Origin of the sequence: Pseudoalteromonas sp. B62 (assembly GCF_037162565.1) — a bacterium.
Taxonomy (GTDB): domain Bacteria; phylum Pseudomonadota; class Gammaproteobacteria; order Enterobacterales; family Alteromonadaceae; genus Pseudoalteromonas; species Pseudoalteromonas fuliginea.
The window spans coordinates 3,492,796-3,516,761 of sequence record NZ_JARLVB010000002.1 but is presented as its reverse complement, the minus strand read 5'-3'; the positions used below and the strand labels follow the sequence as shown (position 1 = coordinate 3,516,761).

General features: G+C 38.5%; 18 protein-coding genes, 2 tRNA genes and 3 pseudogenes. 14 read left to right on the top strand and 9 right to left on the bottom strand.

Annotated elements, in window-relative coordinates; translation table 11 throughout:
- Positions 1-258 precede the first annotated feature (258 nt).
- The 8 genes and pseudogenes from pgi (at position 259) to P4S71_RS20285 (ending at position 11,570) form a co-directional block, all read left to right on the top strand.
- Positions 259-1,905 carry a glucose-6-phosphate isomerase gene (gene pgi, locus P4S71_RS20320; protein WP_007375909.1) on the top strand — a complete coding sequence of 549 codons (1,647 nt, stop codon included), beginning with the start codon at positions 259-261 and terminating at the stop codon, positions 1,903-1,905.
- A 272-nt stretch (positions 1,906-2,177) separates the two neighbouring features.
- The gene (gene zwf, locus P4S71_RS20315) at positions 2,178-3,650 is read left to right on the top strand and encodes a glucose-6-phosphate dehydrogenase (RefSeq protein WP_337151395.1); all 1,473 of its coding nucleotides are present in this window, start codon (positions 2,178-2,180) and stop codon (positions 3,648-3,650) included.
- A gap of 2 nt (positions 3,651-3,652) precedes the next feature.
- On the top strand, positions 3,653-4,363 hold the full coding sequence (pgl, locus tag P4S71_RS20310; protein ID WP_337151394.1) for a 6-phosphogluconolactonase: 711 nt from the start codon (positions 3,653-3,655) through the stop codon (positions 4,361-4,363).
- Positions 4,364-4,701: 338 nt separating this feature from the next.
- A complete protein-coding gene (locus P4S71_RS20305; RefSeq protein ID WP_007375906.1) occupies positions 4,702-5,406 on the top strand; it encodes a SapC family protein in 705 nt (234 codons plus the stop codon).
- Positions 5,407-5,697: 291 nt separating this feature from the next.
- Positions 5,698-6,729 (top strand): isoaspartyl peptidase/L-asparaginase family protein, encoded by a 1,032-nt coding sequence (locus P4S71_RS20300; RefSeq protein ID WP_337151393.1) that lies wholly within the window; start codon positions 5,698-5,700, stop codon positions 6,727-6,729.
- A gap of 194 nt (positions 6,730-6,923) precedes the next feature.
- A pseudogene (gene hrpA, locus P4S71_RS20295) lies at positions 6,924-10,809 on the top strand (ATP-dependent RNA helicase HrpA).
- Between the two features lie 75 nt (positions 10,810-10,884).
- Positions 10,885-11,265 carry a response regulator gene (locus P4S71_RS20290; protein ID WP_007375903.1) on the top strand — a complete coding sequence of 127 codons (381 nt, stop codon included), beginning with the start codon at positions 10,885-10,887 and terminating at the stop codon, positions 11,263-11,265.
- An 8-nt stretch (positions 11,266-11,273) separates the two neighbouring features.
- Complete coding sequence (locus P4S71_RS20285) at positions 11,274-11,570, top strand: PilZ domain-containing protein (RefSeq protein ID WP_008135574.1); 297 nt, start codon at positions 11,274-11,276, stop codon at positions 11,568-11,570.
- Positions 11,571-11,590: 20 nt separating this feature from the next.
- Here the strand turns inward: P4S71_RS20285 and P4S71_RS20280 are convergent, their stop codons facing one another.
- On the bottom strand, positions 11,591-12,781 hold the full coding sequence (locus tag P4S71_RS20280; protein ID WP_007375901.1) for a class I SAM-dependent methyltransferase: 1,191 nt from the start codon (positions 12,779-12,781) through the stop codon (positions 11,591-11,593).
- Positions 12,782-12,845: 64 nt separating this feature from the next.
- Here P4S71_RS20280 and P4S71_RS20275 point away from each other — a divergent pair.
- From P4S71_RS20275 to P4S71_RS20265, 3 genes and pseudogenes are all read left to right on the top strand, one after another.
- Positions 12,846-13,576: pseudogene (locus P4S71_RS20275) on the top strand (HD domain-containing protein).
- A 16-nt stretch (positions 13,577-13,592) separates the two neighbouring features.
- Positions 13,593-14,048 carry a VOC family protein gene (locus tag P4S71_RS20270; RefSeq protein ID WP_442961725.1) on the top strand — a complete coding sequence of 152 codons (456 nt, stop codon included), beginning with the start codon at positions 13,593-13,595 and terminating at the stop codon, positions 14,046-14,048.
- Positions 14,049-14,558: 510 nt separating this feature from the next.
- Positions 14,559-15,257, top strand: a complete 699-nt coding sequence (locus P4S71_RS20265) for a M48 family metallopeptidase (protein ID WP_007375898.1) — start codon at positions 14,559-14,561, stop codon at positions 15,255-15,257.
- 43 nt (positions 15,258-15,300) lie between these two features.
- Here P4S71_RS20265 and P4S71_RS20260 read toward each other — a convergent pair.
- Together P4S71_RS20260 and P4S71_RS20255 are read right to left on the bottom strand one after the other, a co-directional pair.
- A tRNA-Tyr gene (locus P4S71_RS20260) sits at positions 15,301-15,385 on the bottom strand.
- A gap of 49 nt (positions 15,386-15,434) precedes the next feature.
- Positions 15,435-15,519, bottom strand: a tRNA-Tyr gene (locus tag P4S71_RS20255).
- A gap of 112 nt (positions 15,520-15,631) precedes the next feature.
- On the opposite strand from P4S71_RS20255, the gene P4S71_RS20250 reads away from it, so the two are divergent.
- Together P4S71_RS20250 and P4S71_RS20245 are read left to right on the top strand one after the other, a co-directional pair.
- On the top strand, positions 15,632-16,159 hold the full coding sequence (locus P4S71_RS20250) for a VC2046/SO_2500 family protein (RefSeq protein ID WP_033023203.1): 528 nt from the start codon (positions 15,632-15,634) through the stop codon (positions 16,157-16,159).
- A gap of 258 nt (positions 16,160-16,417) precedes the next feature.
- Positions 16,418-16,720 (top strand): DUF6172 family protein, encoded by a 303-nt coding sequence (locus tag P4S71_RS20245; RefSeq protein WP_007375896.1) that lies wholly within the window; start codon positions 16,418-16,420, stop codon positions 16,718-16,720.
- Between the two features lie 607 nt (positions 16,721-17,327).
- Here P4S71_RS20245 and P4S71_RS20240 read toward each other — a convergent pair.
- The 3 genes from P4S71_RS20240 to P4S71_RS20230 all read right to left on the bottom strand — a co-directional run bounded on the left by P4S71_RS20240 (position 17,328) and on the right by P4S71_RS20230 (position 19,034).
- Positions 17,328-17,807 carry a YchJ family protein gene (locus tag P4S71_RS20240; RefSeq protein WP_149605166.1) on the bottom strand — a complete coding sequence of 160 codons (480 nt, stop codon included), beginning with the start codon at positions 17,805-17,807 and terminating at the stop codon, positions 17,328-17,330.
- A gap of 37 nt (positions 17,808-17,844) precedes the next feature.
- Positions 17,845-18,279, bottom strand: a complete 435-nt coding sequence (locus tag P4S71_RS20235) for a SulA-like leucine-rich domain-containing protein (protein WP_007375894.1) — start codon at positions 18,277-18,279, stop codon at positions 17,845-17,847.
- Between the two features lie 290 nt (positions 18,280-18,569).
- Complete coding sequence (locus P4S71_RS20230; RefSeq protein WP_007375893.1) at positions 18,570-19,034, bottom strand: tetratricopeptide repeat protein; 465 nt, start codon at positions 19,032-19,034, stop codon at positions 18,570-18,572.
- Positions 19,035-19,151: 117 nt separating this feature from the next.
- Between P4S71_RS20230 and P4S71_RS20225 the strand changes: the two genes are divergently transcribed.
- The gene (locus tag P4S71_RS20225) at positions 19,152-20,444 is read left to right on the top strand and encodes an NCS2 family permease (RefSeq protein WP_045984411.1); all 1,293 of its coding nucleotides are present in this window, start codon (positions 19,152-19,154) and stop codon (positions 20,442-20,444) included.
- 58 nt (positions 20,445-20,502) lie between these two features.
- On the opposite strand, the gene P4S71_RS20220 is transcribed toward P4S71_RS20225, so the two are convergent.
- The 3 genes and pseudogenes from P4S71_RS20220 to pabB form a co-directional block, all read right to left on the bottom strand.
- On the bottom strand, positions 20,503-21,879 hold the full coding sequence (locus P4S71_RS20220) for an L-serine ammonia-lyase (protein WP_182696431.1): 1,377 nt from the start codon (positions 21,877-21,879) through the stop codon (positions 20,503-20,505).
- A gap of 101 nt (positions 21,880-21,980) precedes the next feature.
- Positions 21,981-22,556: an NUDIX hydrolase gene (locus P4S71_RS20215; protein WP_337151391.1), complete on the bottom strand. Its 576-nt coding sequence runs from the start codon at positions 22,554-22,556 to the stop codon at positions 21,981-21,983.
- A 6-nt stretch (positions 22,557-22,562) separates the two neighbouring features.
- Positions 22,563-23,920 (bottom strand): annotated as a pseudogene (gene pabB, locus P4S71_RS20210) (aminodeoxychorismate synthase component I).
- Positions 23,921-23,966 lie beyond the last annotated feature (46 nt).

The window sequence follows — 23,966 nt, the reverse complement described above, 5'->3', positions numbered from 1 at the left end:
TTCATTTTAATCAATTAAGCTATGGCAGGTGCCTTTAAAATTACAGGTAAATTAATTTATAAAATCTTTATGATACCGGTGTCAAAAGCTAAAAATTGCGTTATCATCTGCATCTAAAATTATAAAAACAGCACCTTTTTTGCATTTTTAGTTATACTATCGGCGTTTTATTTTAGTGTGAATAAGCAATTTTTATCGTTTTTATTTTATAAAAAGCATTTTTAAATCAATTGGTTGAAAAATTTAGAGGGTATTCTCATGTCTAACCGAACGCAACTAGCAAGTTGGCAAGCACTCGAACAAAGTGCAGCTAAGATGAAACAAACACATCTGAAAACGTTATTTGCACAAGATGACACGCGTTTTTCTCAGTTTTCTACTCAAGTACCTGGCGTATTATTCGACTATTCTAAGCAACTTATTGATAACGATGTTTTTGCTAACTTAATGTCGCTTGCTAAAGATTGCGATATTGCATCGTGGCGCGATAAAATGTTCAGTGGTGAAAAAATTAATATCACTGAAAATCGCTCAGTACTGCATACGGCACTTCGCAATCGTGCTCATACACCACTCATTGTTGATGGTGAAAACGTGACACAAGCAGTAGATAACGAATTAGCTAAAATTAAAGTGTTTGTTGAAAAAGTTCGTAGCGGAAAATGGCTAGGCTATACCGGCAAAGCGGTAAAAGATGTTGTAAGTATTGGTGTTGGTGGCTCTAACCTTGGTCCGCAAATGGCAACCGAGGCATTAAAAGCACTGGCAGATGATACATTGAATGTTCATTACGTATCTAATGCTGACGGTGTACAAATTTCGTCTGTTTTAAAAGCCATTGATCCTGAAACAACATTATTTGTTATTTCGTCAAAAACATTTACTACGTCAGAAACCATGACAAACGCTAAAACAGCCGTTGATTGGTTTTTACAAACAGCAAAAGATGAAAGTACAATTGCAAAGCATTTTGTTGCAGTAAGTACAAATTTAGAAAAAACGGCAGCCTTTGGTATCAGCGACGAAAACGTATTCACTATGTGGGATTGGGTTGGCGGTCGCTTTTCACTTTGGAGTGCGATAGGCTTACCCATTGCTTTATATTTAGGCTACGATGCCTTTGAAGCAATTTTAGAAGGTGCGTTTGAAATAGATGAACATTTTAAGTCTGCGCCGTTTGAGCAAAATATACCATTAATTATGGCATTGCTTAGTGTATGGAATACCAGCTTTTTGGGCTACACAGCGCAAGCTATATTACCGTACGACCAAGCTCTGCATATGTTACCAGCTTATTTACAGCAAGGCGAAATGGAAAGTAATGGTAAGCACGTTAACTTTGCGGGCGAAACGGTACCTTACACCACGGTTCCAATTATTTGGGGCATGACGGGTATTAATGGTCAGCATGCCTTTTATCAGTGCTTACACCAAGGTAATGTAATTGTACCTGCAGATTTTATTGCATCAGTTAAACCACAAGTGAATGTTGATAAACATCACGATATTTTATTATCGAACTTCTTTGCACAAACAGAAGCGATGATGAGTGGTGTAGATGCAGCGCAAGTTACAGCTGATTTAACCGCTAAGGGTAAATCGCAAGCAGAGATTGATGAGTTATTAAATCATAAAATTCATCAAGGCAATCGTCCTACAACATCTATGTTATTAGATACTGTAGATGCTAAAACAGTGGGTCGTTTAATTGCACTGTATGAACATAAGATATTCTGCCAAGGCATTATTTTAGAAATATGCTCGTTTGATCAATGGGGTGTAGAGCTAGGTAAAGGGTTAGCATCTAAAATTGAAAGTGAACTCACTGATGAAAGCGTAAAACACGCCCATGATAGTTCGACAAACGGCTTAATGGCGTACTACAAGCAAAACCGTACGCAGTAAAAAATTCGCTTACGTAAGTAAGTAAACCGAGTACCTTTGAACGGGTAGCGCTGGAGTGCTTAGGGTCTGTATTTTTGTGAGAGGAGATACAGGGCCCCTAAGGCTCATTTAATAAGCGCAAATGATAAAATAAATAATAATAAATCATCAATACAGAACAATTCAGCAGGCTTTTATTTAAATACAGTTATAAAAGCCATCTAATCTAGCAATAAATAGGCATATCCGCGCATTTATAAAATGTACTGGGTATCACAACGTAGAGAGTAACTATGCTTAATCCTTTTGATATTATAATTTTTGGGGGCGGTGGTGATCTTGCGTTACGCAAATTACTACCTGCAATGTACAGAGCATATCAAGAAGGTAATTTACCTGAAGGCTCACGTATCCTACCAACAGTGCGCGAAGAATCTAAACGTGCTGAATACGTAGAAACAGCGCATAAAGCATTACAAGAATTTTTAAGCAAAGGTGAGTTTAACGCTAAAGATTGGAAAGCGTTTTCTACTTTTTTAGTGCCAGTAGTAAGTAATGTTACAGAAGCGGATGATAATTGGGATGTGCTAAAAGGCATTCTAGATGAGCACGAAAGCACTAAATCGCGTGTGTTTTATTTATCTCTTCCGCCAGCTGTATACGGCACTTGCTGTGAAATACTTTCTACGAAAGGTTTAATTACCCCTACATCACGTGTTGTTGTTGAAAAACCAATTGGCTATTGCGGTGATTCTGCTGAAGCAATTAACGGAAAAATTGCAGAGTTTTTTAATGAAGAGCAAATTTTCCGAATTGATCATTACTTAGGTAAAGAAACAGTACAAAACTTAATGGCGCTGCGTTTTTCAAACTCATTGTTTGAAAATATGTGGGATGCTAAGTCTATTGATAACATCCAAATTAGCTTATCAGAAACGGTTGGCCTTGAAAGCCGCGCTGGTTTTTATGATAAAGCCGGTGCACTTCGTGACATGGTTCAAAACCACTTGTTACAGCTACTGTGTTTAGTTGCAATGGAAGCGCCCAATAAACTTAACGCCAGCAGTATCCGAAATGAAAAGCTAAAGGTATTAGAAGCACTTCGCCCACTGAATGGTAGCGATGTTGATGAAAATATTGTGCGCGGTCAATATGTGCCTGGTGACTTAAATGGTAAAATTGTACCCGGTTATCTTGAAGAACTAAAAGAAGGCTCTAGCAAAACAGAAACCTTTGTTGCGATTCGTGCACACATTGATAACTGGCGTTGGGCTGGTGTTCCGTTTTATCTTCGTACAGGTAAACGTATGGCTAAGCGCTGTGCAGAAATTGTGGTTGAATACAAAAAAGTATCTCATAATATTTACGAAGATAACGTAGGTAATATTGAGCCAAATCGCCTTGTTATTCGCTTGCAGCCAGAGGAAACAATTCAATTAACGCTTATGTCTAAGCGCCTCGATAATTTGGAAATGCAACTTGAACCAGTAACGATGAATATTGAGCTTTCACAAGCTTACAGTAACGGTTTTCACTCAGATGCATACAAGCGTTTAATGCTTGATGCGGCTGCCGATAACCCATCGTTATTTATTCATCGTGATGAAGTACGTCAAGCGTGGAAATGGATTGATCCAATTATTGACAGATGGCAAGAAAAAGGCAAACCGGCACTTTACCGTGCTGGTAGCTGGGGACCTGATGATGCTGATGAATTATTGGCAGAGAAGAGCCATGTATGGTTTAACACAGGCGATAAGGTATAAGCATGGCAACATTAGTTGAGAAATTTTTTGATAATAAAGATGCGTTGACGAAAGAGCTTTCTGCAACGCTTGAGCAATCATTACGTGATGGCATTAAAAACGATGGCCGTGCTGTATTAATGGTGTCGGGCGGCTCGTCTCCTGCGCCAGCTTATAAGCATTTATCAACACTTGATTTAGATTGGCAACATGTTGATGTTGCAATGGTTGATGAGCGTTGGGTAGACCCAAGCCATGAAAAAAGTAATGAAGCATTTATTAAAAGTACTTTATTACAAAATCATGGTAGTGCTGCCAACTTTATTACTATGAAGAACGCTGCAGCAACGGCCCAACAGGGCACACAAGAGTGTGAAACGGCTTATAGCGAACTAAAAATACCATATGATGTGACTATTTTAGGCATGGGCCCAGATGGCCATACAGCGTCGTTATTCCCAAATGCAAACGGTTTAGAGCATGGTTTAACAACCACACAATCAGTGTGTGCTATTAACGCGATTGAAAGTGAAGTAACCGGTAGTATTACTGAGAGAATGACACTAACTTTAAATGCCATTGCGCAATCTAAAGTAGTTAAGCTTTTAATTAGCGGTGAAGAAAAACTCGCTGTTTATAAGCAAGCAAAAGCGGGGGGCGATGTTAATGATATGCCACTTCGCGCTGTACTTAACCACCCAAGCATAAATATTGAAGTGTATTGGGCGCCTTAAATTAAAGTACCAATGTGATTTTTAAAGGCAGCTTATATAAGCTGCCTTTTTTATTTGCTCAAATTTAAGTCTAAACACTATAAATAAACGCACTCTGACTGTTAATCAATGTGAATGAGCATCCGTAACTTGTATTAAAAACAATCATTAAGTGTATTGTTTTTAATCTGATTTTATGTGTTTTGGTTGTGTGTTTTTTAGCAACGCTTGGATTTAGTTAAATTTTATTTTTTGATGACGACTGTCATAAAAGTTTCCCTTCCTTTTTGGTTTCAAAAGCATTAGCCTTAAGGTATTAAAAATGAAACACATAAACTAAAAATAAACGGAGCAGTAACATGGCGGAGCAACAAGTACAGCCTTTACACAACGAAAAACATGCCAACATTAAAATTAAAAATGGCATCAACGTAGAATTCATGAAAACTCAACATTTAGTGCCAGTAGTTGCACATGAGTTTGCACGTGTAGCAAACGAGTTTCCAATGTCATTCGTTAAAAATAACGAAAATGACACTTACCAAGCTGTCGCTATGTTTGGTCTTGAGCCAGGCGAAAACCTTTTTGTAGAAGATGGTAAATGGACAGCAGCATTTGCACCAATGGCATCTACTCGTTACCCACTGGGTCTAGTTAAGCACCCAGAGCAAGATCAATTCGGCATTGTAATTGATGAAGCAAGTGCGCTTGTTGGTGAAGATGAAGGCAACGCATTATTCGAAAATGGCGAAGAGACTGATTACCTAAAACGTCGTAAAGAAGCGCTTGTATCTTTTATTGAGTTTTCTCAAGTAACTGAAGCGTTCACTAAATTCCTTGCTGATAAAGAGCTACTAATTGCGCAAACGCTTACAGTAGACATTAAAGGCGAGAAAAAAGACATAAACGGTATTTACCTTATCGATGAGAAAAAGCTAAACGAGCTAAGCGATGCTGATTTCCTAGAGCTTCGTAAACGTGGTTACTTAGCACCAATTTATTCTTTCTTAACGTCTACTCATCAAGTAGCACGTTTAGCGCGTTTAAAAGCTCAACAAGCTTAATTATACCAATTGCATTAAATTAGTGTTCTATTATAGCGATAAGAAAATAGCTCAATAACAAGGCTAAAATTATGATACATAGTTGTTCTATATAAATAATTTTCAACGTAGTTAGTGAGCTATTTAATACGCTAGAATAATCATGTTTTTAATAAAATTGGTATTACAAACACGTTAAATTTTGAAAAAGCGCCTTAAGGCGCTTTTTTTATGTCATTAAACTCACTTTGGTTGAAATTAAGCCCGCAACCATTCACATTGGTTTATAACTTCCCCATAAAAGAATTCATTATGAAAACACCATTATTAGCATTTTTTGCGAGCAGCTTTTTTGCTTTAAGTAATAGCGTAGTAGCTGCAGAGACTCCTTTTGCCATTGCGATTCATGGTGGGGCAGGGACAATAGAAAAATCACGATTTACACCCGCTCAAGAAAAAGAGTATCGGGCAAAATTAACGCAAGCAGTAGAGACAGGTTATAAAGTATTACATCAAGGCGGCGAAAGCTTAGATGCAGTGACTGCAGCAATTGCCGTATTAGAGCAATCCCCTTATTTTAATGCAGGGCGTGGAGCGGTATACACTTACGATGGCGGACATGAGCTTGATGCATCAATAATGGATGGTCGAAACCGTGAAGCAGGCGCAGTTGCGGGTGTAAAGCATATTGAGAGCCCAATTAATTTAGCGCGTTTGGTAATGGATAACTCTGTACACGTAATGCTCAGTGGGCAAGGCGCTGAGGAGTTTGCTAAAGAGCAAGGTGTTGAACTTATCGAAAATAACTTGTTTGATACCGAATCTCGTTACAAAGCACTTTTAAAAGCAAAACAAAAATTAGATAAAGCTAAAGCAACCAGTAAAGAGTACCAAGCCGCGCACAAAGCATTACCTAACTCTTACAAAATGGGCACGGTTGGCGCAGTGGCGCTTGATAAAAATGGTAATTTAGCAGCAGGTACATCAACCGGTGGTATGACGGCAAAACGTTATGGCCGCGTGGGGGATGCGCCGGTAATTGGGGCCGGAACATTTGCTGAAAATGAATCGTGCGCAGTATCGGCAACAGGGCATGGTGAATATTTTATTCGCTATAACGTAGCGAGCGATATATGTGCGCGCGTTAAGTACCAAGGTAAAACCATAGCCGAAGCAGGGGATGAAGTTATAAACGGTGTGCTTAAGCCCATTGGTGGCACTGGCGGCGTCATTATTATTGATACTAAGGGTAATATTAGCTTGCCATTTAATACCTCTGGCATGTATCGAGCTAGTAAATCGAATACGCAAGCGACCTACGTGGGCATTTTTAACGACGAATAAGCCAACGTCATTTAATTTATTCAATGTAGTTAGCGCTGAAAATAACTGCTTAAAATAAATTTATTATTCACCGTTTAGTTCAATAACAGCGTTTATATAACAAACAACCCCGCGTTATGCATTTTGTAGGATTAACCCCAGCCGTTTAATTTGATACAATTACGGCTCTTTAACTAATTTTATAAGGTATGCGGGTGGTAAACCTAGGTCAGTTGTTTGGCGAGCTAAAAACGTGCTTAAAAAAGATCAATTCATTTTCAAAAAACGCTTACATGGCGTAAAAAAATAACCGATGAAAACAAGCATGCCAACGCGCTTGAAAAAATAGCGGCTGATATAACCCGTAGCCAAGAATTACGCGATAAGCGCTTAGCTGGCCTCCCTAAAGTGACTTACCCTGAGCAATTGCCAGTAAGTCAAAAAAAGGAATTAATTAAAGACGCCATTGTAAATAACCAAGTGGTTATTATTGCCGGTGAGACGGGCTCAGGTAAAACAACTCAAATACCTAAAATGTGTTTAGAGCTTGGTCGTGGTGTTGATGGTTTAATAGGGCATACGCAACCACGCCGATTAGCAGCGCGTACCGTAGCTAATCGTATTGCTGAAGAAATGAAGTGTGAACTTGGTCAGCAAGTTGGCTTTAAAATACGTTTTAGCGATCAGGTTTCTAATAATACGTATGTAAAACTGATGACTGACGGTATTTTACTGGCAGAAATTCAGCAAGACCGCTTTTTAAATCAATACGACACTATTATTATTGATGAAGCGCATGAGCGTAGTTTAAACATCGACTTTATTCTAGGCTACTTAAAAAACCTACTTCCAAAACGCCCTGATTTAAAAATAATAATTACTTCAGCGACTATTGATCCTGAGCGTTTTTCAAAGCATTTTGATGATGCGCCTATTATAGAAGTATTGGGTCGTACTTTCCCAGTTGATGTGCGCTACAACCCTATTACTGATATTAATAAAGATGATATGGAAGCGGAGGGCGATCAGCTACAAGGTATTTTTGATGCCGTTGATGAGCTGTGCGCTGAAGGTCCAGGCGATATTCTTATATTTTTAAATGGTGAGCGTGAAATACGCGATACCGCTGATGCACTTAGCAAGCGTAATTTAAAACACACCGATGTATTGCCACTTTATTCGCGTTTATCTAACGCAGAGCAAAACCGTATATTTGCGCCGCATTCTCGTCGCCATATTATTTTATCGACTAACGTAGCCGAAACATCGCTCACTGTGCCGGGTATTCGTTATGTAATAGACCCAGGTACTGCGCGTATAAGTCGCTATAGTTATCGTACAAAAGTACAGCGCTTACCAATAGAGCCTATATCACAAGCAAGCGCTAATCAGCGTATGGGTCGTTGTGGACGTATTGAAGCGGGTATTTGTATTAGGTTGTACTCTGAGGATGATTTTTTATCACGTCCAGAGTTTACCGACCCTGAAATACTGCGTACTAATCTTGCTTCAGTTATTTTGCAAATGTTGGCACTCGGGCTTGGTGATATGGCGCAATTTCCGTTTGTGCAAGCGCCAGATAGCCGTAATATAAGTGATGGTTTATCGTTATTAGAAGAACTACAAGCAGTAAAACCAGACAAACGTGATAACAAAACAAGTTTAACCGCTTCAGGTAGAGAGCTCAGCCGATTACCCGTTGACCCACGTTTAGCAAAAATGGTGCTAACAGCCCATAAACTTGGCGCATTGCGTGAAGTGATTATTATTGTAGCGGCGCTTTCTATTCAAGACCCACGTGAACGCCCACAGGAAAAACGTGCTGCGGCCAATGAAAAGCACGGTCGTTTTGACGACCCAGATTCAGATTTTATTGCTTTTTTAAACTTATGGAATTACCTAGAAGAGCAGCAAAGCGAGCTGACTAACGGCCAATTTAGAAAGCTGTGTCAAAAAGACTTTTTGGCCTATATGCGTCTGCGTGAATGGCAAGATATTGTTTATCAAATAAGTACTGTGTGTAACGAAATGGGCATGAAAGCAACCAGCCAAGCGGCTGATGGCGAGCTTGTGCACAAGGCGTTATTAAGCGGGATGCTAAGCCACATTGGCTTTAAAGATGAAAAACAAATATACAAAGGCGCACGTAATAGTCAGTTTCATATTTTTCCGGGTTCAGGTTTATTTAAAAAGAGCCCTAAATGGATCATGTCAGCAGAGCTGGTAGAAACCAGTAAATTATATGCCCGCACAAATGCAAAAATAGACATTAACTGGGTAGAGCCATTAGCACAACACCTAGTAAAACGTAGTTACACAGAACCTCATTGGGAGAAAAAGCCAGGTGCGGTAATTGCGTTTGAGCAGCAAACTTTGTACGGCCTACTCGTTGTAAACAAACGCCGCTGTGTTTATAGCAACATTGATCCTAAAGTGAGTCGAGAGCTTTTTGTACGCACTGCATTAGTTGAGCAAGAACTGGGCTTAAACGAGCGCTTTTTAGCATTTAACAGTGAGCTAATAGAAGATATTCAAGTTCTGGAAAATAAGTCACGTCGTCGTGATATTTTAGTTGATGAGCAAACGTTATTTGAATTTTACGATAAAAAAATACCCAAAGAAATTAATAACCGCGCTGCATTTTTAAAATGGTATAAAACACAAAAACAACAAAATAAGCATTACTTACACATGACTCGTGAAGAGTTAATGCAGCATGGTGCAAGTAATATAACCGAGTTTGACTACCCTGATACATGGCAGCAAGACAATATTATATTACCGCTTGCTTATCATTTTGATCCAGGCCAAGCAGTTGATGGCGTTGCGGTACAAATACCGGTCGCGCTGTTGAATCAAGTACAAGAAAGTGGTTTTGACTGGCACATACCAGCATTTAGGCATGAGCTAATAAGTGGACTTATAAAGTCATTGCCTAAATCGCTTCGTCGTAATTTTGTGCCAGCACCAAACTATGCTGATGCAGTGCTGGCAGCTATTGAGCCAATGCAAGGGAGCTTAATTGATGCATTAACGACGCGTTTATTGAGAATGACAGGTGTAAAAGTTGAACCAGAGGCATGGGATTTAACCGCGCTTGCACCGCATTTAAGATTGCAGTTTGAAGTACGTGATGAACACGATAAGTTACTTGCTCGTGGACTTGATTTAGCCAAACTTAAAGCAGAGCTGCAAGGTGAAGTAACCGAAACACTCTCTAAAGTAGCCGATAAAGGCATTGAAAAATCAGACCTAACACAATGGGATTTTGGTGAGCTGCCATCTTCATATGTTAAAAAACAAGGCCAATATGAGATAAAAGCATACCCTGCGCTGGTGGATAAAAAATCAGCTGCTGCTGTGGAGCTTTTTGATAGTGAAGCAAAAGCACAGCAAGCACATCAACAAGGTTTACGCCGTTTAGTCTTATTAAATGTGCCTTCACCTATTAAGTATTTACAACAAAATTTACCAAATAAAGCAAAGCTGGGTTTGTACTTTAACCCGTTTGGAAAAATAGCCGATTTAATCGATGACTGTATAGCCGCAGGCGTTGATAGCTTATTAGTAAAACACGGCGATATACGCGATGAAAAAGCATTTGAAACAGTAAAAGAGCAAATACGTGGTGAGCTCGGTGATGCTGTCGTATCGATTGCAACACAAGTTGAGCAAGTATTAAGTATTGCTCACGCGCTGCATAAAAAAATGAAAGGACGCGTTGATTTAACCATGATAACGGCGCACGGAGATATAAAATCACAGCTTGAGTCACTTATATTTAAAGGTTTTGTGAGCGCGCATGGCGCAGATAAAATAACGGATTTAATCCGTTACCTAAAAGCTATTCAAAAACGCTTAGAAAAATTACCAGTTGATCCAAACAGAGATAGGTTATGCGTACTTGAACTTGATAAAGTGGCAATTGAATATAAGAAATTAACTAATAAAACACCTAAAGGGTTGCCAATTCCGCAAGAAGTAACCGATATTTTTTGGATGCAGCAAGAACTAAGAGTCTCTTTGTTTGCCCAAACATTAGGAACTCCTTACCCTATTTCATCAAAACGCATTTTAAATGCAATAAAAGAAATAGAATAAAACTTGCATTTTCCATTAAGCTTAGTACCTTAATGGGAGGACTTATTTTTGCTTTGAGAAGGAAACGGCATACCCATGTCCTCATTGATCGAACCTAAAACACGACGGCTGCTAGTCGTCGACGACGAGTATTTTAATTATGAAATTCTTAAAGCAGCACTCACTGCTAAATTTGATGTGAGCTATGCTGATTCAGGTAAAAGTTGTTTAGCATCAGCGGTTGCTAATCCACCTGATATAATTTTACTTGATGTGTGCATGCCAGGACTTGATGGTTACGATACATGTCGTATGCTAAAACATACCCCGGAGACAAAAAATATACCTATTGTTATGGTATCTGGCCTTGAGTCGGAGTTGGAGAAAAAAGCCGGATTTGACGCAGGATGCGACGCTTATGTAGTAAAACCATTTTCAATGAGTGTATTGTTAGAGCAAATTAATACAATAGTGTAGAGGGATTTATGTTCACAGATGACAAACGAAACTTTAGACGTATGCAGGTAAATGCGACTGCAAATTTAACAACAGTGGAGCCAGTAGCTGGCTTGAATTATACGGCAGAGTGTGTTGATTTGAGCGCGACAGGGTTATCATTGCATTTGGATGATTTACTTGAGCCAGATACTATTTTAACAGTTGATATAGCGTCTACTCACCCTAGCATTGCACCGTTAAAAGCAACGGCTAAGGTAATACGTGCCAGCAAAGAAGATGATGGCACAATAACAGCAGGCCTTGAAATCATTCAGTTTAACTAATTAAATTGAATGATTAGATATTAAAAAACCTTACAAATTAAGCCTTTTAAGTAAAAGCCTTCAGGGTAGCTACCCGCAATTGGGTGATCGGCTGCTTGATTTAATCGTTCCATTATAAGTAGATCTTTGCCCGCATCAAGAGCCGCATCAGCAACAACTTTTTGAAATAGGTTTTGCTCCATTAAGCCAGAGCAAGAGAATGTCAGTAATGTTCCACCTGGTTTTAGTATTTGCATGGCAATCATGTTGATGTCTTTATAACCACGACACGCGCCCGTTAGCTGCGCTTTATTATCAGCAAACTTTGGTGGATCCATTACGATGGTATCAAACTGTCTGCCTTCGTCGCGGTATTGACGCAGTAACTTAAAGACATCTTGCTTCACAAAATCAACTTTATTTAAGTCTAAGTTATTATGCTCAACATTACGTTTAGCAGTATCTAACGCTGGTTGCGATACATCAACGTTAGTGACATGCTCACACCCGCCACGCAAAGCGTACAACGAAAATGTACCTGTGTAACTAAAACAGTTAAGTACCGTTTTGTCTTTTGAAAAACGCTCAAGTGCAGCACGGCTATCGCGTTGATCTAAGTAAAATCCGGTTTTATGACCTTCAATTATATCGACTTCAATTTTTAAGCCGTTTTCTTCAATAAGTACAGGTTGTGTTGGCTCATTACCCCAAAGAACACCTTTAATTGGCTCCAAACCTTCTTTTGTACGTACTTCTACGTCTGAGCGCTCGTATATGCTAGAACCTGGAAAAATAGCCATTAACGCGCCAACAATCTCGCCTTTATGACGCTCGGCACCCGCACTTAGTAACTGACAAACTAGTACATTATCAAATTTATCGATTGTAACGCCTGGTAAGTAATCAGACTCAGCTGCACATAATCTAAAGCCTGTTAATCCGCCTTCTTCTATTACTTGGCTCCGTGCTTCTAATGAGCGACGTAAACGGCGTTCAAAAAAGTTTTGATCGATGATTTCTTTTTCGTCAAAGCTCCAAACACGTGCACGAATTTGCGAATGAGGGCTATAAGCAGCAGTTGCTAAAAACTTACCTTCGCTATCGTGAATCGTTACTGTGTCGCCTAATCCAGGTTTACCTTTAATTTTTTTGATGGCTTTTGAAAATAACCAAGGGTGTTTTCTTTTTAATGATTTATCGCGACCAGCTTGTAGGTAAACGGCAGATGACATAAGGCTTCTCAGTAGTAATAAATAAGCGCTGTATTTTAGTCAAGCAGCGGGCAACATACAATGAATGTTTTGCAAGAGGGCTATAAAGCACGGTAAAGTACTAATAATTCACTTATTAATTAGCTTTTGGAACCTGAAAGTGCCTGACGCCGTTTTAAGCCCCGATTTACAAATACTTAATTCACAATGCAGAGAATTTATAACCTCTTTAGTGCATGCCGATGTGGCTCACGATATTACGCATATAGAGCGAGTGGTGCTCGTTGCAATAAAACTATGTAATGCAGAGCAGGCTAATATGTCAGTTGTATTACCTGCAGCGTGGATGCATGACTGTGTGGCGGTGGCTAAAAACCACCCTGATCGTGCAAAAGCCTCTACTATGGCAGCAGATAAGGCACTGGAATTTTTAAAATCGATTGATTATGACGAGTCACTTTTTGATGATATTCATCATGCTATTGCGGCTCATAGCTTTAGCGCAAATATAGAAATTAAAACAGTTGAGGCGCAAATAGTACAAGATGCTGACAGAATGGATGCACTAGGTGCGATTGGAGTGAGTCGATGTATGAAAGTTGGCGGCTCAATTTCTCGGTTATTGTATAACCCAGAAGACCCTTTTGTATTGAACGAGAAGCTGATGATAAAAAATATACACTTGATCATTTTTTTATAAAACTATTACATATTGCTCAAAGCATGAATACCCCATCAGCTAAAGCAGAAGCGAATAGGCGTACAGTTTACATGCATGAGTTTTTAGAGCAATTAAAGTCAGAAATTGGTGAGTAACGTGGATAATAAAAATATGCCTAAATTGTCAGGTATTGATCATTGCCATTTGAATGTTGAAAATTTATCGAATGCAGTTAAATGGTATGAGCGCGTTTTAGGTTTTAGTATAGTACCCGAACTTGCTTTTTGGAATGAGGACGAACGAGGACCTTTAACGCTCGAGGATGCTAGTTCAACGACTCGTTTAGCACTTTTTGAAGGTGAGGGGCGCAGTAAAGGAATTGCATTTTTGGCAACAGGGGAGCAATTTATACAGTGGCTTAGTCATCTTGAAAGTTTAAATATAAAAGCGGTTCTTGCTGATCATGGTGTAACGTTTTCAATGTATTTTAAAGATGACAGTGGTAATAGCCATGAGATCACATCTCATGATTACTCGTATATAAAACTTTACTATCCATCGGTTAACTTAGGTTCGCATTCATCTAAAAAAGCTAATGTAGTTAATCCTATAATTCCCATTATATGAATTTATGTGTAAGTTTTTATCATACTGCTATCACTTTGAATAATATCTAATTGGGGTTTATTCGCTGCTTTTTTGTTTCAAGTGAAACTGTATTTTTTAGCAATTATTTGTGCTTGTACAGTTAACATAAGTGCCAGACATGCGCTGTTTTTAGGATTCAACCTAAAGGTAATTTACGTTTTGTCGCTGCACAAATATAGGTGAAAATCGTGATCAGGACGCAGAAGCTTTGCTAGGTTTTTACTTTTTTTCACATGGATGTAAGTCAGTAAGGTAACGCATGAAAAGTTACCGACCCCACTAGGTGACACACCTCACGCAGCGATTAAATCGCTCTTAGATAAAATGAACTTTAATATTGTAAGGTCAGCAAGGCTTGGTCTTCTATTATCGTTTGAAGCAGTTAGATATAAAGTTTTCACTTAGTTATAGACCTGTTTTTTATTATTAATTAGATCCCATACTTAAGCCTATTGGTATAAAATATTAGAAATTTCGTGTTGGTTAAATGTGGTAGAACTGTTGTTTGAGTATCAATTAAAGCGAAGTGCCCGACGTAAGACTGTTGCTATTAAAGTGCACCAACGGTCAATAACCGTTTATGCGCCTCATTATGTTCCTAAAAAACAGTTGGATTTATGGTTGGTTGAGAAACGAGATTGGGTAAATAGCCAACTTGATAAACAGATTAATATTGCAGACTCAAAGCAATATCCACTCGAAACACATAAAATTCTAATTTTCTCAAATCTTATAGACATAACGTTTGAACACGCTTTGCATTCTCAAGTTATAGAGCATGAGAATACATTAAGCGTATTGTGTTCTTCTCGAGTGAGCCATAAAAAATTGAAGTATAAAACATTACTTGAGGCGTATTTAACTGAAAAATTAGGATTATATATTGATATGCGTCTTGCCCACTTTTGTAAACTAATGGAGGAACCTTTACCGAATGATTTACGAATACGTATCTATAAACGTAAATGGGGGAGTTGTAATAGTAAACGTGAGCTTACGTTTAACTTACTCTTGATTGGAGCCAAAAAATCAATTATAGACTACGTCATAGTCCACGAGTTGGCGCATTTACGTCACTTAGACCACAGTCGTGTATTTTGGCAACGTGTAGCTAAGTTTTATCCGGATCATAAGATAGCATCAGATTGGTTAAAGAATAATGGACAAAGTTTACAGTGGGAATTTTAAAAAATTATTGAAGTTTAAAATATAAGGTATTTTAGAAGAAAAGTGGTGGAGGGAGCTGGATTCGAACCAGCGAAGGCTGAGCCGTCAGATTTACAGTCTGATCCCTTTGGCCGCTCGGGAACCCCTCCACACTAATTTTGTTACACTTGGCCCCACTTAACTTAGCGGTAAGAAAAGTGGTGGAGGGAGCTGGATTCGAACCAGCGAAGGCTGAGCCGTCAGATTTACAGTCTGATCCCTTTGGCCGCTCGGGAACCCCTCCAGTGCAACGGCGCTGATAATAGCAAAACTTATATTTAAGTAAAGAAAAAAGCTAAAGAAAAATGAAATAAAGCCGATAAATATCTATTACCTACAATAATCGGCTAAAGTCTATGCAAATCGACGATTTGTTAATCACAGAGAGTCAACTAAGTACACGGTTGAATAAAAGTGTACACGAACAACGTCGAGGAGAGTTTTCTCTTTTATTGGCAATGTTATCCCACGATGCGCTTGATTTTAGTCAGTTCCATTTTCCAAAAACAGATATTGAAAACCCTATTGTTGAAGAAGAGACACTTCGTAAGCAATTTGGTTCGGGTCCGAAGCAGCCTTTAGCACCTGATGAATTTAATATGTTGATTGGGCAACACAACGCCGCTTTATTATCAAATGTGGGAGAGCATGCAGGTATGAGCGATATTAAGTTACGACACTGCTTAAACCCTGAACCACTTTCAATAAGAAATGATTTAGCTCATATTCCACTCAATGTGCTTGATAATTGTGAGCTAGCTGTGCGCAGACGTATTAAGAACAAAGAGACTCAGCTATCGCATCCGCAAATGGACGTAGCTTCATTCTATGATGGTCTTAATGATGAATCATTACATCAACCGCTTCACTTAGCTACAGCATAATATTGACCTACAAAATAATTTATCTATCTACGATTTCAAATCAGCTTATGTCAGGCCCAGTAAAACAAGCTTTAAATGGTCATTTTTATAATAATGATGGCTAAAAAGAGAGGCTTTGTAGCTATTTATAATGTTAATTGCCTAAAAATTGATTTAGTTTAAAAAAACCATCCAAAAATTTAATGCAATTGCTATAATGATGTCAAATGGTATGACATGAAATGCCGTTATCATTAAACCAAGGTAATTAGGAACGTAATGAAGAAAACATTCACGCTGAATCACGAGAAAATCAAATACCCTCGTATGGTCGATGCTGCAAAGCACGAAGTGAAAAAATATTTGAAAAGAGAACGTAATAAAACGCTACCTGAAGATGCTGATTACTGGGCATTTGACTGTAAGTTTGGTAATACAGCTGAAGATGCTCAAGTAGTGCACGTTGCAGAGATTAGCAATCATATCAGCGACATCGAAAAGCAAGATTTAAAGTCTTTCTACGTAGAGATTTTAGCAAAGCCGGCACAGCGTCAACAAGCTGATTTAGATGACGACGAGTAACTCTTAAATTTTAAGTACTCGTAAAGTAGAGATGGACCCAAGTGGTCCATTTTTGTTATGTGGGTTTTAATATCAATCTGAATAATACTAACCAACCAATCCGCAATCATGCTTAATCAGTTTGAGGGATTAAATCTGACGCTAACGGGGTTAAAAATTTCTGATATAGGACAATTAAATAACGATTTTTTGTCTTGTTATCGACACGACTCTGTTATCTAAAAATAGATCACTTAATTAAAAGAGTTGGTATAAGTATTTGAACAATATAAATTATCTCATAACCCTATAATACCAACCTGCATAAATCTTTGATCAATTTAACGAATTAAATTGCACTATAACGTCGTTAAAAATTTTTTATTTAGAACAACTAGATACAAAAACTTTTGCCTAGTTCTAGCGTAATTTTCTTAACGTTAAATAGACCCCATACATAAGCAGATTGGTATAAAAATTTTATTTAGAGACGCTGAGTTTTTTGGAAATAAATAACTTTTCGTGCGTATGCGCCACATTAAGTTAAATAATATGTACAAAACTAGAGTACATATTATTTAACTAATTAGTGTGTTTCAAAATACCTGATGCCTGGGTAAGTTGAGGTTTATAGGCTGTGGCACTTTTTATACTTTTTAGCACTGCCACATGGGCAATCATCGTTCCTGCCAATTTTTATATCTGCAACAGGTAATATAACGCCGTCAGAATATTTCCACTGATTTTTTTCTTTAATGAATTTTGATTGTTCGTGCAATTCACAGTATAAATTATCATAAAAGTAGTGCGCTTTAAATTCTACAAAACCCTGACTATCATCGTGGCCTGAATCTATAATTGTCAGTTTTATAAAGCGGCAACCATCTGCAAATTCTTTAATTTCTTTAACGGGGTTTTCGGGCTGTTTATCTGTTGTATATGTTTGATAAATATACTTAGCATTTTTGAGTGCATAAGCACTATAACGAGAGCGCATAAGTAGCTCTGGTGTTTGAGGATGCTGTATTGCCAAATGAAAAGGTTCGCAGCAGTCAACATAATTTTGTTGGCTGCCACAAAGACATAATGTTTTATTCAGTGAGGTCATAATTTTGGTGTAAAGCTAAAATGTTAGTTTAACAAGATTATTGAGCTAGTAATATCTCTGTGGTTTGTTTGTTTTTCGTGAAGCAATATAACTTTGTATTTGTTTTACTCATATCCAGAGATAAGCTAGTTAATAGCTGGTTATTAACTATATCAGTCCAAGTAATTACAGCTGCAAAATTACCGTTGTGTAAAGCCGAATTTAATACGTACTCTAGATTCACTAAGTGTTTTTGTCTAATAACGAGTAATTTACTCGTATCGATAGAGCACGAATCAAGTAGCGCTTTACTAGGGACGTGATCGGGTGCGATTAATAATGTCCAAGCATTTAAGCTATTGTATTGATGTAATACTTTTAATAGCTCAAATGTTGCCGAAATTTCATCTTCAATTTCAATTAAATTAACACAATCGCTTTTATTGTCTTGTTGGTAGCTTTTAACTGTTCGTACGGTAATTGGTTGTAACATATCGCTTCACTCACTGGGTTTTTATACAGTATTCACATACAGTAGTTTATACAGTGTTTGTGTGCAAGTGTTTTTTGCTATTTTTTTGTACGATAATTTAAGATTTAGACTTTTTTTAAATTGTCATTTTTTTAAGTTATTAATATTTAATGATTTAAATTTACCTTTATGTTGTTGTTTCCAACTGTGCATTATTGTGTTGAATACTGTATACACCTGTTGAAGGTTGATATGGCAGCTTTAAATAATGATTTCATGTGTAAATTACAGCATAGTTTCGTATGTGTAATTTACTCTTCGTTAGCGTTATTTGGTATTAGGTGAGAAAACTGCAATTGGTGAATTTGTTCATATAAACTTGCAGCGTAGCATTGGGCATCTTTAAAGCGTTTAGTTTCAATGTGTTTACGCAAGTCAGTTAATGCAGTAGTTGCTGGCTCGTGACCTTGACTACTTGATAAGCTTAGCCATGCAACTGCATGAAATACACTTTGCGGAACACCTTGGCCTTTTACAAAAAATAGTCCTAAGTAAAATTGTGCTCGAAGTTCTCCAGACATCGCAGCTAAACGCATCCACTTCGCAGCAAGTGCATTTTGATTGTTTTTTAAATAATACAGTGCTTTGTTCAGTGTATTTTGCTGACTATTTTCGTTAGTTGGCGTTGAGTTAGTGTCGCTAGGTTGCGTGACAAAGGACAGTATATTGTCTAACTGCTGCTCTAAATCTTGGCCTGTCGGTGTTGTTTTTATCATGCTCACTCATTCGTTATGTAACTAAGTCAATAGTTTAGTATATCGCAAGGTAAAATGTCCTGTAAAAGATGATTTTTATGTTAAAATATTGCCACTTTTTACAACCATAAGTCTATTATGCTCGAAGCTTTATTTAAAATTAGTGAGAATGGCTCATCAGTCCGCCGTGAATGCATTGCGGGTATTACTACATTTATCACAATGGTTTACATTGTATTTGTTAACCCTGCCATGTTAGCAGAGGCTGGAATGGATCAGGGAGCTGCTTTTGTAGCAACTTGTATTGCAGCTGCTATTGGTTGTTTTATTATGGGATTGTGGGCTAATTATCCTTTAGCATTAGCGCCTGGAATGGGGTTAAATGCATTTTTTACATATGGTGTTGTATTAGGGATGGGTTACACATGGCAGGCGGCATTAGGTGCTGTTTTTATGTCTGGGTGTATATTTTTACTTCTAAGCCTGTTTAAAGTTCGTGAGTGGATTATTAATGCCATTCCTTTGGTTTTAAAGCGGGCCATTGCAACGGGTATTGGCGCATTTTTAGCTTTAATTGCTCTTAAAAATGCGGGCATCATCGTTGCCAGCCCTGCAACGTTAGTACAATTAGGTGATATAACTTCAGCTGGCCCATTATTAGCTATTTTCAGCTTTTTTATTATTGCTGCGCTTTTATATCGTAACTTTAAAAGTGGTGTATTAATTAGTATTTTATTAGTGACCTGTATCGCACTGGCTTTAGGGCTTGTTGAATACCATGGAATTGTTGCTACGCCTCCTTCTATTTTACCTACTTTTATGCAGCTTGATTTTGGTGCTGCACTTGAATTATCTATGTTGAGCGTTATTTTCGCATTTTTGTTTGTGGATTTATTTGATACCTCGGGTACTTTAGTTGCAGTTACTCAAAAAGCAGGGCTTGCTGATGAAAAAGGAAATATGCCTCGGTTAGGAAGAGCGCTAAGTGCTGACAGTACAGCAACAATTGCAGGCGCTATGTTGGGCACTTCTACTACAACATCTTATATAGAGTCTGTTGCAGGTGTATCTGTAGGTGGGCGTACTGGTTTAACAGCAGTTGTGGTAGGTATTTGCTTTTTACTTATGATGTTTTTTGCACCACTTGCGCAAATGGTACCAGCTTACGCAACCGCTGGAGCCATTTTATATGTTGCAGTTTTAATGCTACAAAATCTGAAGTTTGTTAATTGGGATGATATGACCGATGCCATTCCCGTTACAGTCGTTTTACTGATGACGCCATTAACGTTTTCAATTGCTCATGGTATAGCACTTGGTTTTATATCTTATACTGTAGTAAAAGTGTTGTGTGGTAAGCAAGACGAAGTCACAATTAGCGTATGGATTTTAACGGCACTGTTTATTATTAAATTTGCATTTTTGTCTTAAATTGATACAGCTAGATAAAAAAGGCCATACAAATTTGTATGGCCTTTTTTAGTTATTTTTAACATTCAATAATATTAACAGCCAATCCACCGCGAGCGGTTTCTTTGTATTTGGTTTTCATATCGTTGCCGGTTTCAAGCATGGTTTTAATCACTTTATCAAGTGATACCTTTTGCTCGCCACTGCCACGAATAGCTAAACGTGAGGCATTAATTGCTTTAATCGCGCCCATTGCATTACGTTCAATACACGGTACTTGTACTAAGCCACCAACAGGGTCGCACGTGAGGCCTAAATTATGTTCCATACCAATTTCTGCTGCGTTTTCTACTTGCACAACATTGCCACCAACAATTTCTGTTAATGCGCCTGCTGCCATAGAGCACGCAACGCCAACTTCACCTTGGCAACCTACTTCAGCACCCGATATAGAGGCATTCTTTTTATATAAAATACCAATAGCAGCAGCCGTTAATAAATAACGTGTGGCTATATCGCGGTCTACTTCTTTCACAAATGTGTGATAGTACATAAGTACAGCTGGTAAAATCCCCGCAGCACCATTAGTTGGTGCGGTAACTACACGGCCACCTGCCGCATTTTCTTCGTTTACGGCAAGGGCAAATAAATCAACCCAGTCCATTGCACGAAGTGGGTCGTTACTGACCTCTATATTTAGTTTTAAGTATAGGCTTGGCGCACGGCGCTTTACTTTTAAGCCGCCAGGTAGGATACCTTCGGTACGCATACCACGGTCAATACAGGCCATCATTACTTTCCAGATATGAAACAGCGTGTCTTTTATTTCATCTTCAGTGCGCAGTGTTTTTTCGTTCTTCATCATCAAGCTTGAAACACTAAGCCCTGACTCTTTACACATCTCTAGTAGCTCTTTTGCGCTACTGAAAGGGAAAGGAGCTGGGTTTTCTTCTCTAATATCGAGGGCTGCTTGTTTTTCGTTTTCAAACTCTTCGTCAGTAACAATAAAGCCACCGCCAATAGAGTAATATACTTTGCTGTAAACTTTTTCGCCGTTGTTTGAGGCGATAATTTCCATTGCATTAGAGTGCTTAGGCAGCGTTTTGCGACGATGAAAAACAATAGCGCCTTGTTTTGGAAACTTAGCTTTGTGTGTTTTGTTTAAATAAATAACCTGATCTTGTTCGATGGTCGCTAAAATGTCGTCGACTAAATCGGCATCTATAGTTTCAGGGTCATAACCGGCTAAACCAAGAATTACGGCTTTACCCGAACCATGGCCAACACCTGTTTGACCCAAAGAGCCATAAAGCTCTACTTTAATATCGGTAACATTTGCTAATAATTGTTGTTCTTGTAGGTCATTAACAAATAAGCGTGATGCGCGCATTGGGCCAACGGTGTGTGATGACGAAGGGCCAATACCAATGCTAAACATATCAAATGCACTGATCATAATGTGTGTCTCTACTTTGTTTTATCAGCACGAAGCTGCTCTTTGAACGGTCGAGCATGATAACGTGGAATTGTGATTGTGTAACTATTAATAACGAAGATTTAAACTGGTAAGGCGAGTTGTTTTGTAAAGTTTTTTATAATGTTTGCAGTCGCACCCCAAAGTAAACCATGTGGCGTTTTAAAACCTTGCAAAATAACCGTTTTCCCAAATCGTTGAAAAGGTAAGGGTTGCCAATTAGCTTCGTTATTTAACTCAGTGACAGAGAGTAAAAAGCTCGCTTGTACTTCATTATAGTCATTTTCCCATTTGGTGTCTTTTTTGAGTAAACCCACATAGGGGCTAATACTAAAACCCGTTAATGTTGAATACTCAGGTAAGTGACCTAATACATTAACGTTATTTTGGGCAATATTTAGCTCTTCTTTTAGTTCGCGAAGGGCTGTGGTGCGAAGGGTAATGTCGCTTACTTCAAACTTACCCCCGGGCAAACAAATCTCCCCAGGGTGATGGTGTAAATAAGTAGGGCGTTTACACAGTAAAATGTGTGCATGGTTATCTATATCAATAATGGGCAGCATAACAGCGCTAGCGCGCTTTTTACGCGTGTCTTTTAACTGGTTTGGCGCAGCTGTAGGGCTTAACAAAAACCGCGCCATAATGTGTTCACTATTCAAAGCGACCTACTGTTTTAATAAAGGAAGGATTTTATTTACTTTATCGTAAGTTTCTTGATATTCCAATTCGACTTTAGAATCAGCGACTATTCCGCCACCTGCCCAGCAGTAAATTTGCGTTTTATGGCACACCAAGGTGCGAATAGTGATATTGGTGTCCATGTTTCCACACGCACTTAAATAACCAATCGAACCACAATAAATGCTGCGGCGATGTGGTTCTAGCTCTTCAATTATTTCCATCGCTCTAATTTTGGGCGCACCGGTAATTGAGCCCCCGGGAAAGCCGCTTTTAGCTGATCGACGGCTGTTTTACCTTCATCAAGTTCAGAGGTTACCGTGCTTACTAAATGATGCACTGCCGGAAAGCTTTCAATAGCAAAAAGAGAAGGGACGTGAACGCTGCCAGGTTTTGCCACTTTGCCTAAGTCGTTACGCAGTAAATCAACAATCATGACATTTTCAGCGCGATCTTTATCTGATGCTGCGAGTATTTGGGCTTGGCGTTGATCTTCCAGCGCATCCGCTTTTCGCGGCAGTGTGCCTTTAATAGGTTTGGTTTCTACAACGTTATTATTTACTGATATAAAGCGCTCAGGGGAAATTGATAAAATTGCCCCTTGAGGGTGATTTATAAAGCTCGAAAATGGCGCTTTATTTGCCTCACGCAGTTTAATATAAGCTGCCCAAGGGGAGCCTTCAAACTGAGCGTTAAAGCGCTGTGCTAAATTAATTTGGTAACAATCGCCACTTTTTAGATACTCCTCAATTTGGGCAAACTTTGCAGCGTACTCCGTTTCGCTCATATTTGATTGCCAGTCGCTGTTTAGGGCAAAGGACTGCGTATTAACTTGGGAGTTAGCGTGCGTATTTAAATATTGCTCATAAAGCGCTAATCGATCGGTGTTTGGCTGCGATATATAAAACCAGCTTTGTTGCTGTTTGTCGTAAATAAGGGCATCTAAGTAAAGGCCAATAGCCATTTGGGGAAGATTAATGTCTTCAATAGCATGAGTGGGGATGTTTTCAATTGTACGCCCTAAGTCGTAGCCAAAGTAGCCAAGCCAGCCGCCATTAAAGGGTAAATCGTAATCGGCTTTTGTTTTAGCAAGATGCGAAAGCTCATTATTCATAATTTCAAAGCAGTTATCACTACTTTCTATATTATTTAAAAAGCTTTTATTATTTTTTACTTCAAGGGTACTTTGCGGCTCAATAGCAACAATATCAAAACGGCTGTTTATATGATTACTATTTGCAGAATCTAATAGAATTGCGTAAGGCAAATGTGAAAAATGCGCAAAAACGTCAATGCAGTTTTGTGTTATGCCTAATTTAATACAATTTTTTTTATTGTTTAGCATTTACTGCCCCTTTAAGAACTGGCTCGAAACGGGCTGGGAGGGTATC

What these genes read in the sequence shown, in the direction of transcription:
- pgi (WP_007375909.1), top strand. Translation starts at nt 259, where the DNA reads ATGTCTAACCGAACGCAACTAGCAAGTTGGCAAGCACTCGAACAAAGT.
- zwf (WP_337151395.1), top strand. Translation starts at nt 2,178, where the DNA reads ATGCTTAATCCTTTTGATATTATAATTTTTGGGGGCGGTGGTGATCTT.
- pgl (WP_337151394.1), top strand. Translation starts at nt 3,653, where the DNA reads ATGGCAACATTAGTTGAGAAATTTTTTGATAATAAAGATGCGTTGACG.
- P4S71_RS20305 (WP_007375906.1), top strand. Translation starts at nt 4,702, where the DNA reads ATGGCGGAGCAACAAGTACAGCCTTTACACAACGAAAAACATGCCAAC.
- P4S71_RS20300 (WP_337151393.1), top strand. Translation starts at nt 5,698, where the DNA reads ATGAAAACACCATTATTAGCATTTTTTGCGAGCAGCTTTTTTGCTTTA.
- P4S71_RS20290 (WP_007375903.1), top strand. Translation starts at nt 10,885, where the DNA reads ATGTCCTCATTGATCGAACCTAAAACACGACGGCTGCTAGTCGTCGAC.
- P4S71_RS20285 (WP_008135574.1), top strand. Translation starts at nt 11,274, where the DNA reads ATGTTCACAGATGACAAACGAAACTTTAGACGTATGCAGGTAAATGCG.
- P4S71_RS20280 (WP_007375901.1), bottom strand. Translation starts at nt 12,781, where the DNA reads ATGTCATCTGCCGTTTACCTACAAGCTGGTCGCGATAAATCATTAAAA.
- P4S71_RS20270 (WP_442961725.1), top strand. Translation starts at nt 13,593, where the DNA reads ATGCCTAAATTGTCAGGTATTGATCATTGCCATTTGAATGTTGAAAAT.
- P4S71_RS20250 (WP_033023203.1), top strand. Translation starts at nt 15,632, where the DNA reads ATGCAAATCGACGATTTGTTAATCACAGAGAGTCAACTAAGTACACGG.
- P4S71_RS20245 (WP_007375896.1), top strand. Translation starts at nt 16,418, where the DNA reads ATGAAGAAAACATTCACGCTGAATCACGAGAAAATCAAATACCCTCGT.
- P4S71_RS20240 (WP_149605166.1), bottom strand. Translation starts at nt 17,807, where the DNA reads ATGACCTCACTGAATAAAACATTATGTCTTTGTGGCAGCCAACAAAAT.
- P4S71_RS20235 (WP_007375894.1), bottom strand. Translation starts at nt 18,279, where the DNA reads ATGTTACAACCAATTACCGTACGAACAGTTAAAAGCTACCAACAAGAC.
- P4S71_RS20230 (WP_007375893.1), bottom strand. Translation starts at nt 19,034, where the DNA reads ATGATAAAAACAACACCGACAGGCCAAGATTTAGAGCAGCAGTTAGAC.
- P4S71_RS20225 (WP_045984411.1), top strand. Translation starts at nt 19,152, where the DNA reads ATGCTCGAAGCTTTATTTAAAATTAGTGAGAATGGCTCATCAGTCCGC.
- P4S71_RS20220 (WP_182696431.1), bottom strand. Translation starts at nt 21,879, where the DNA reads ATGATCAGTGCATTTGATATGTTTAGCATTGGTATTGGCCCTTCGTCA.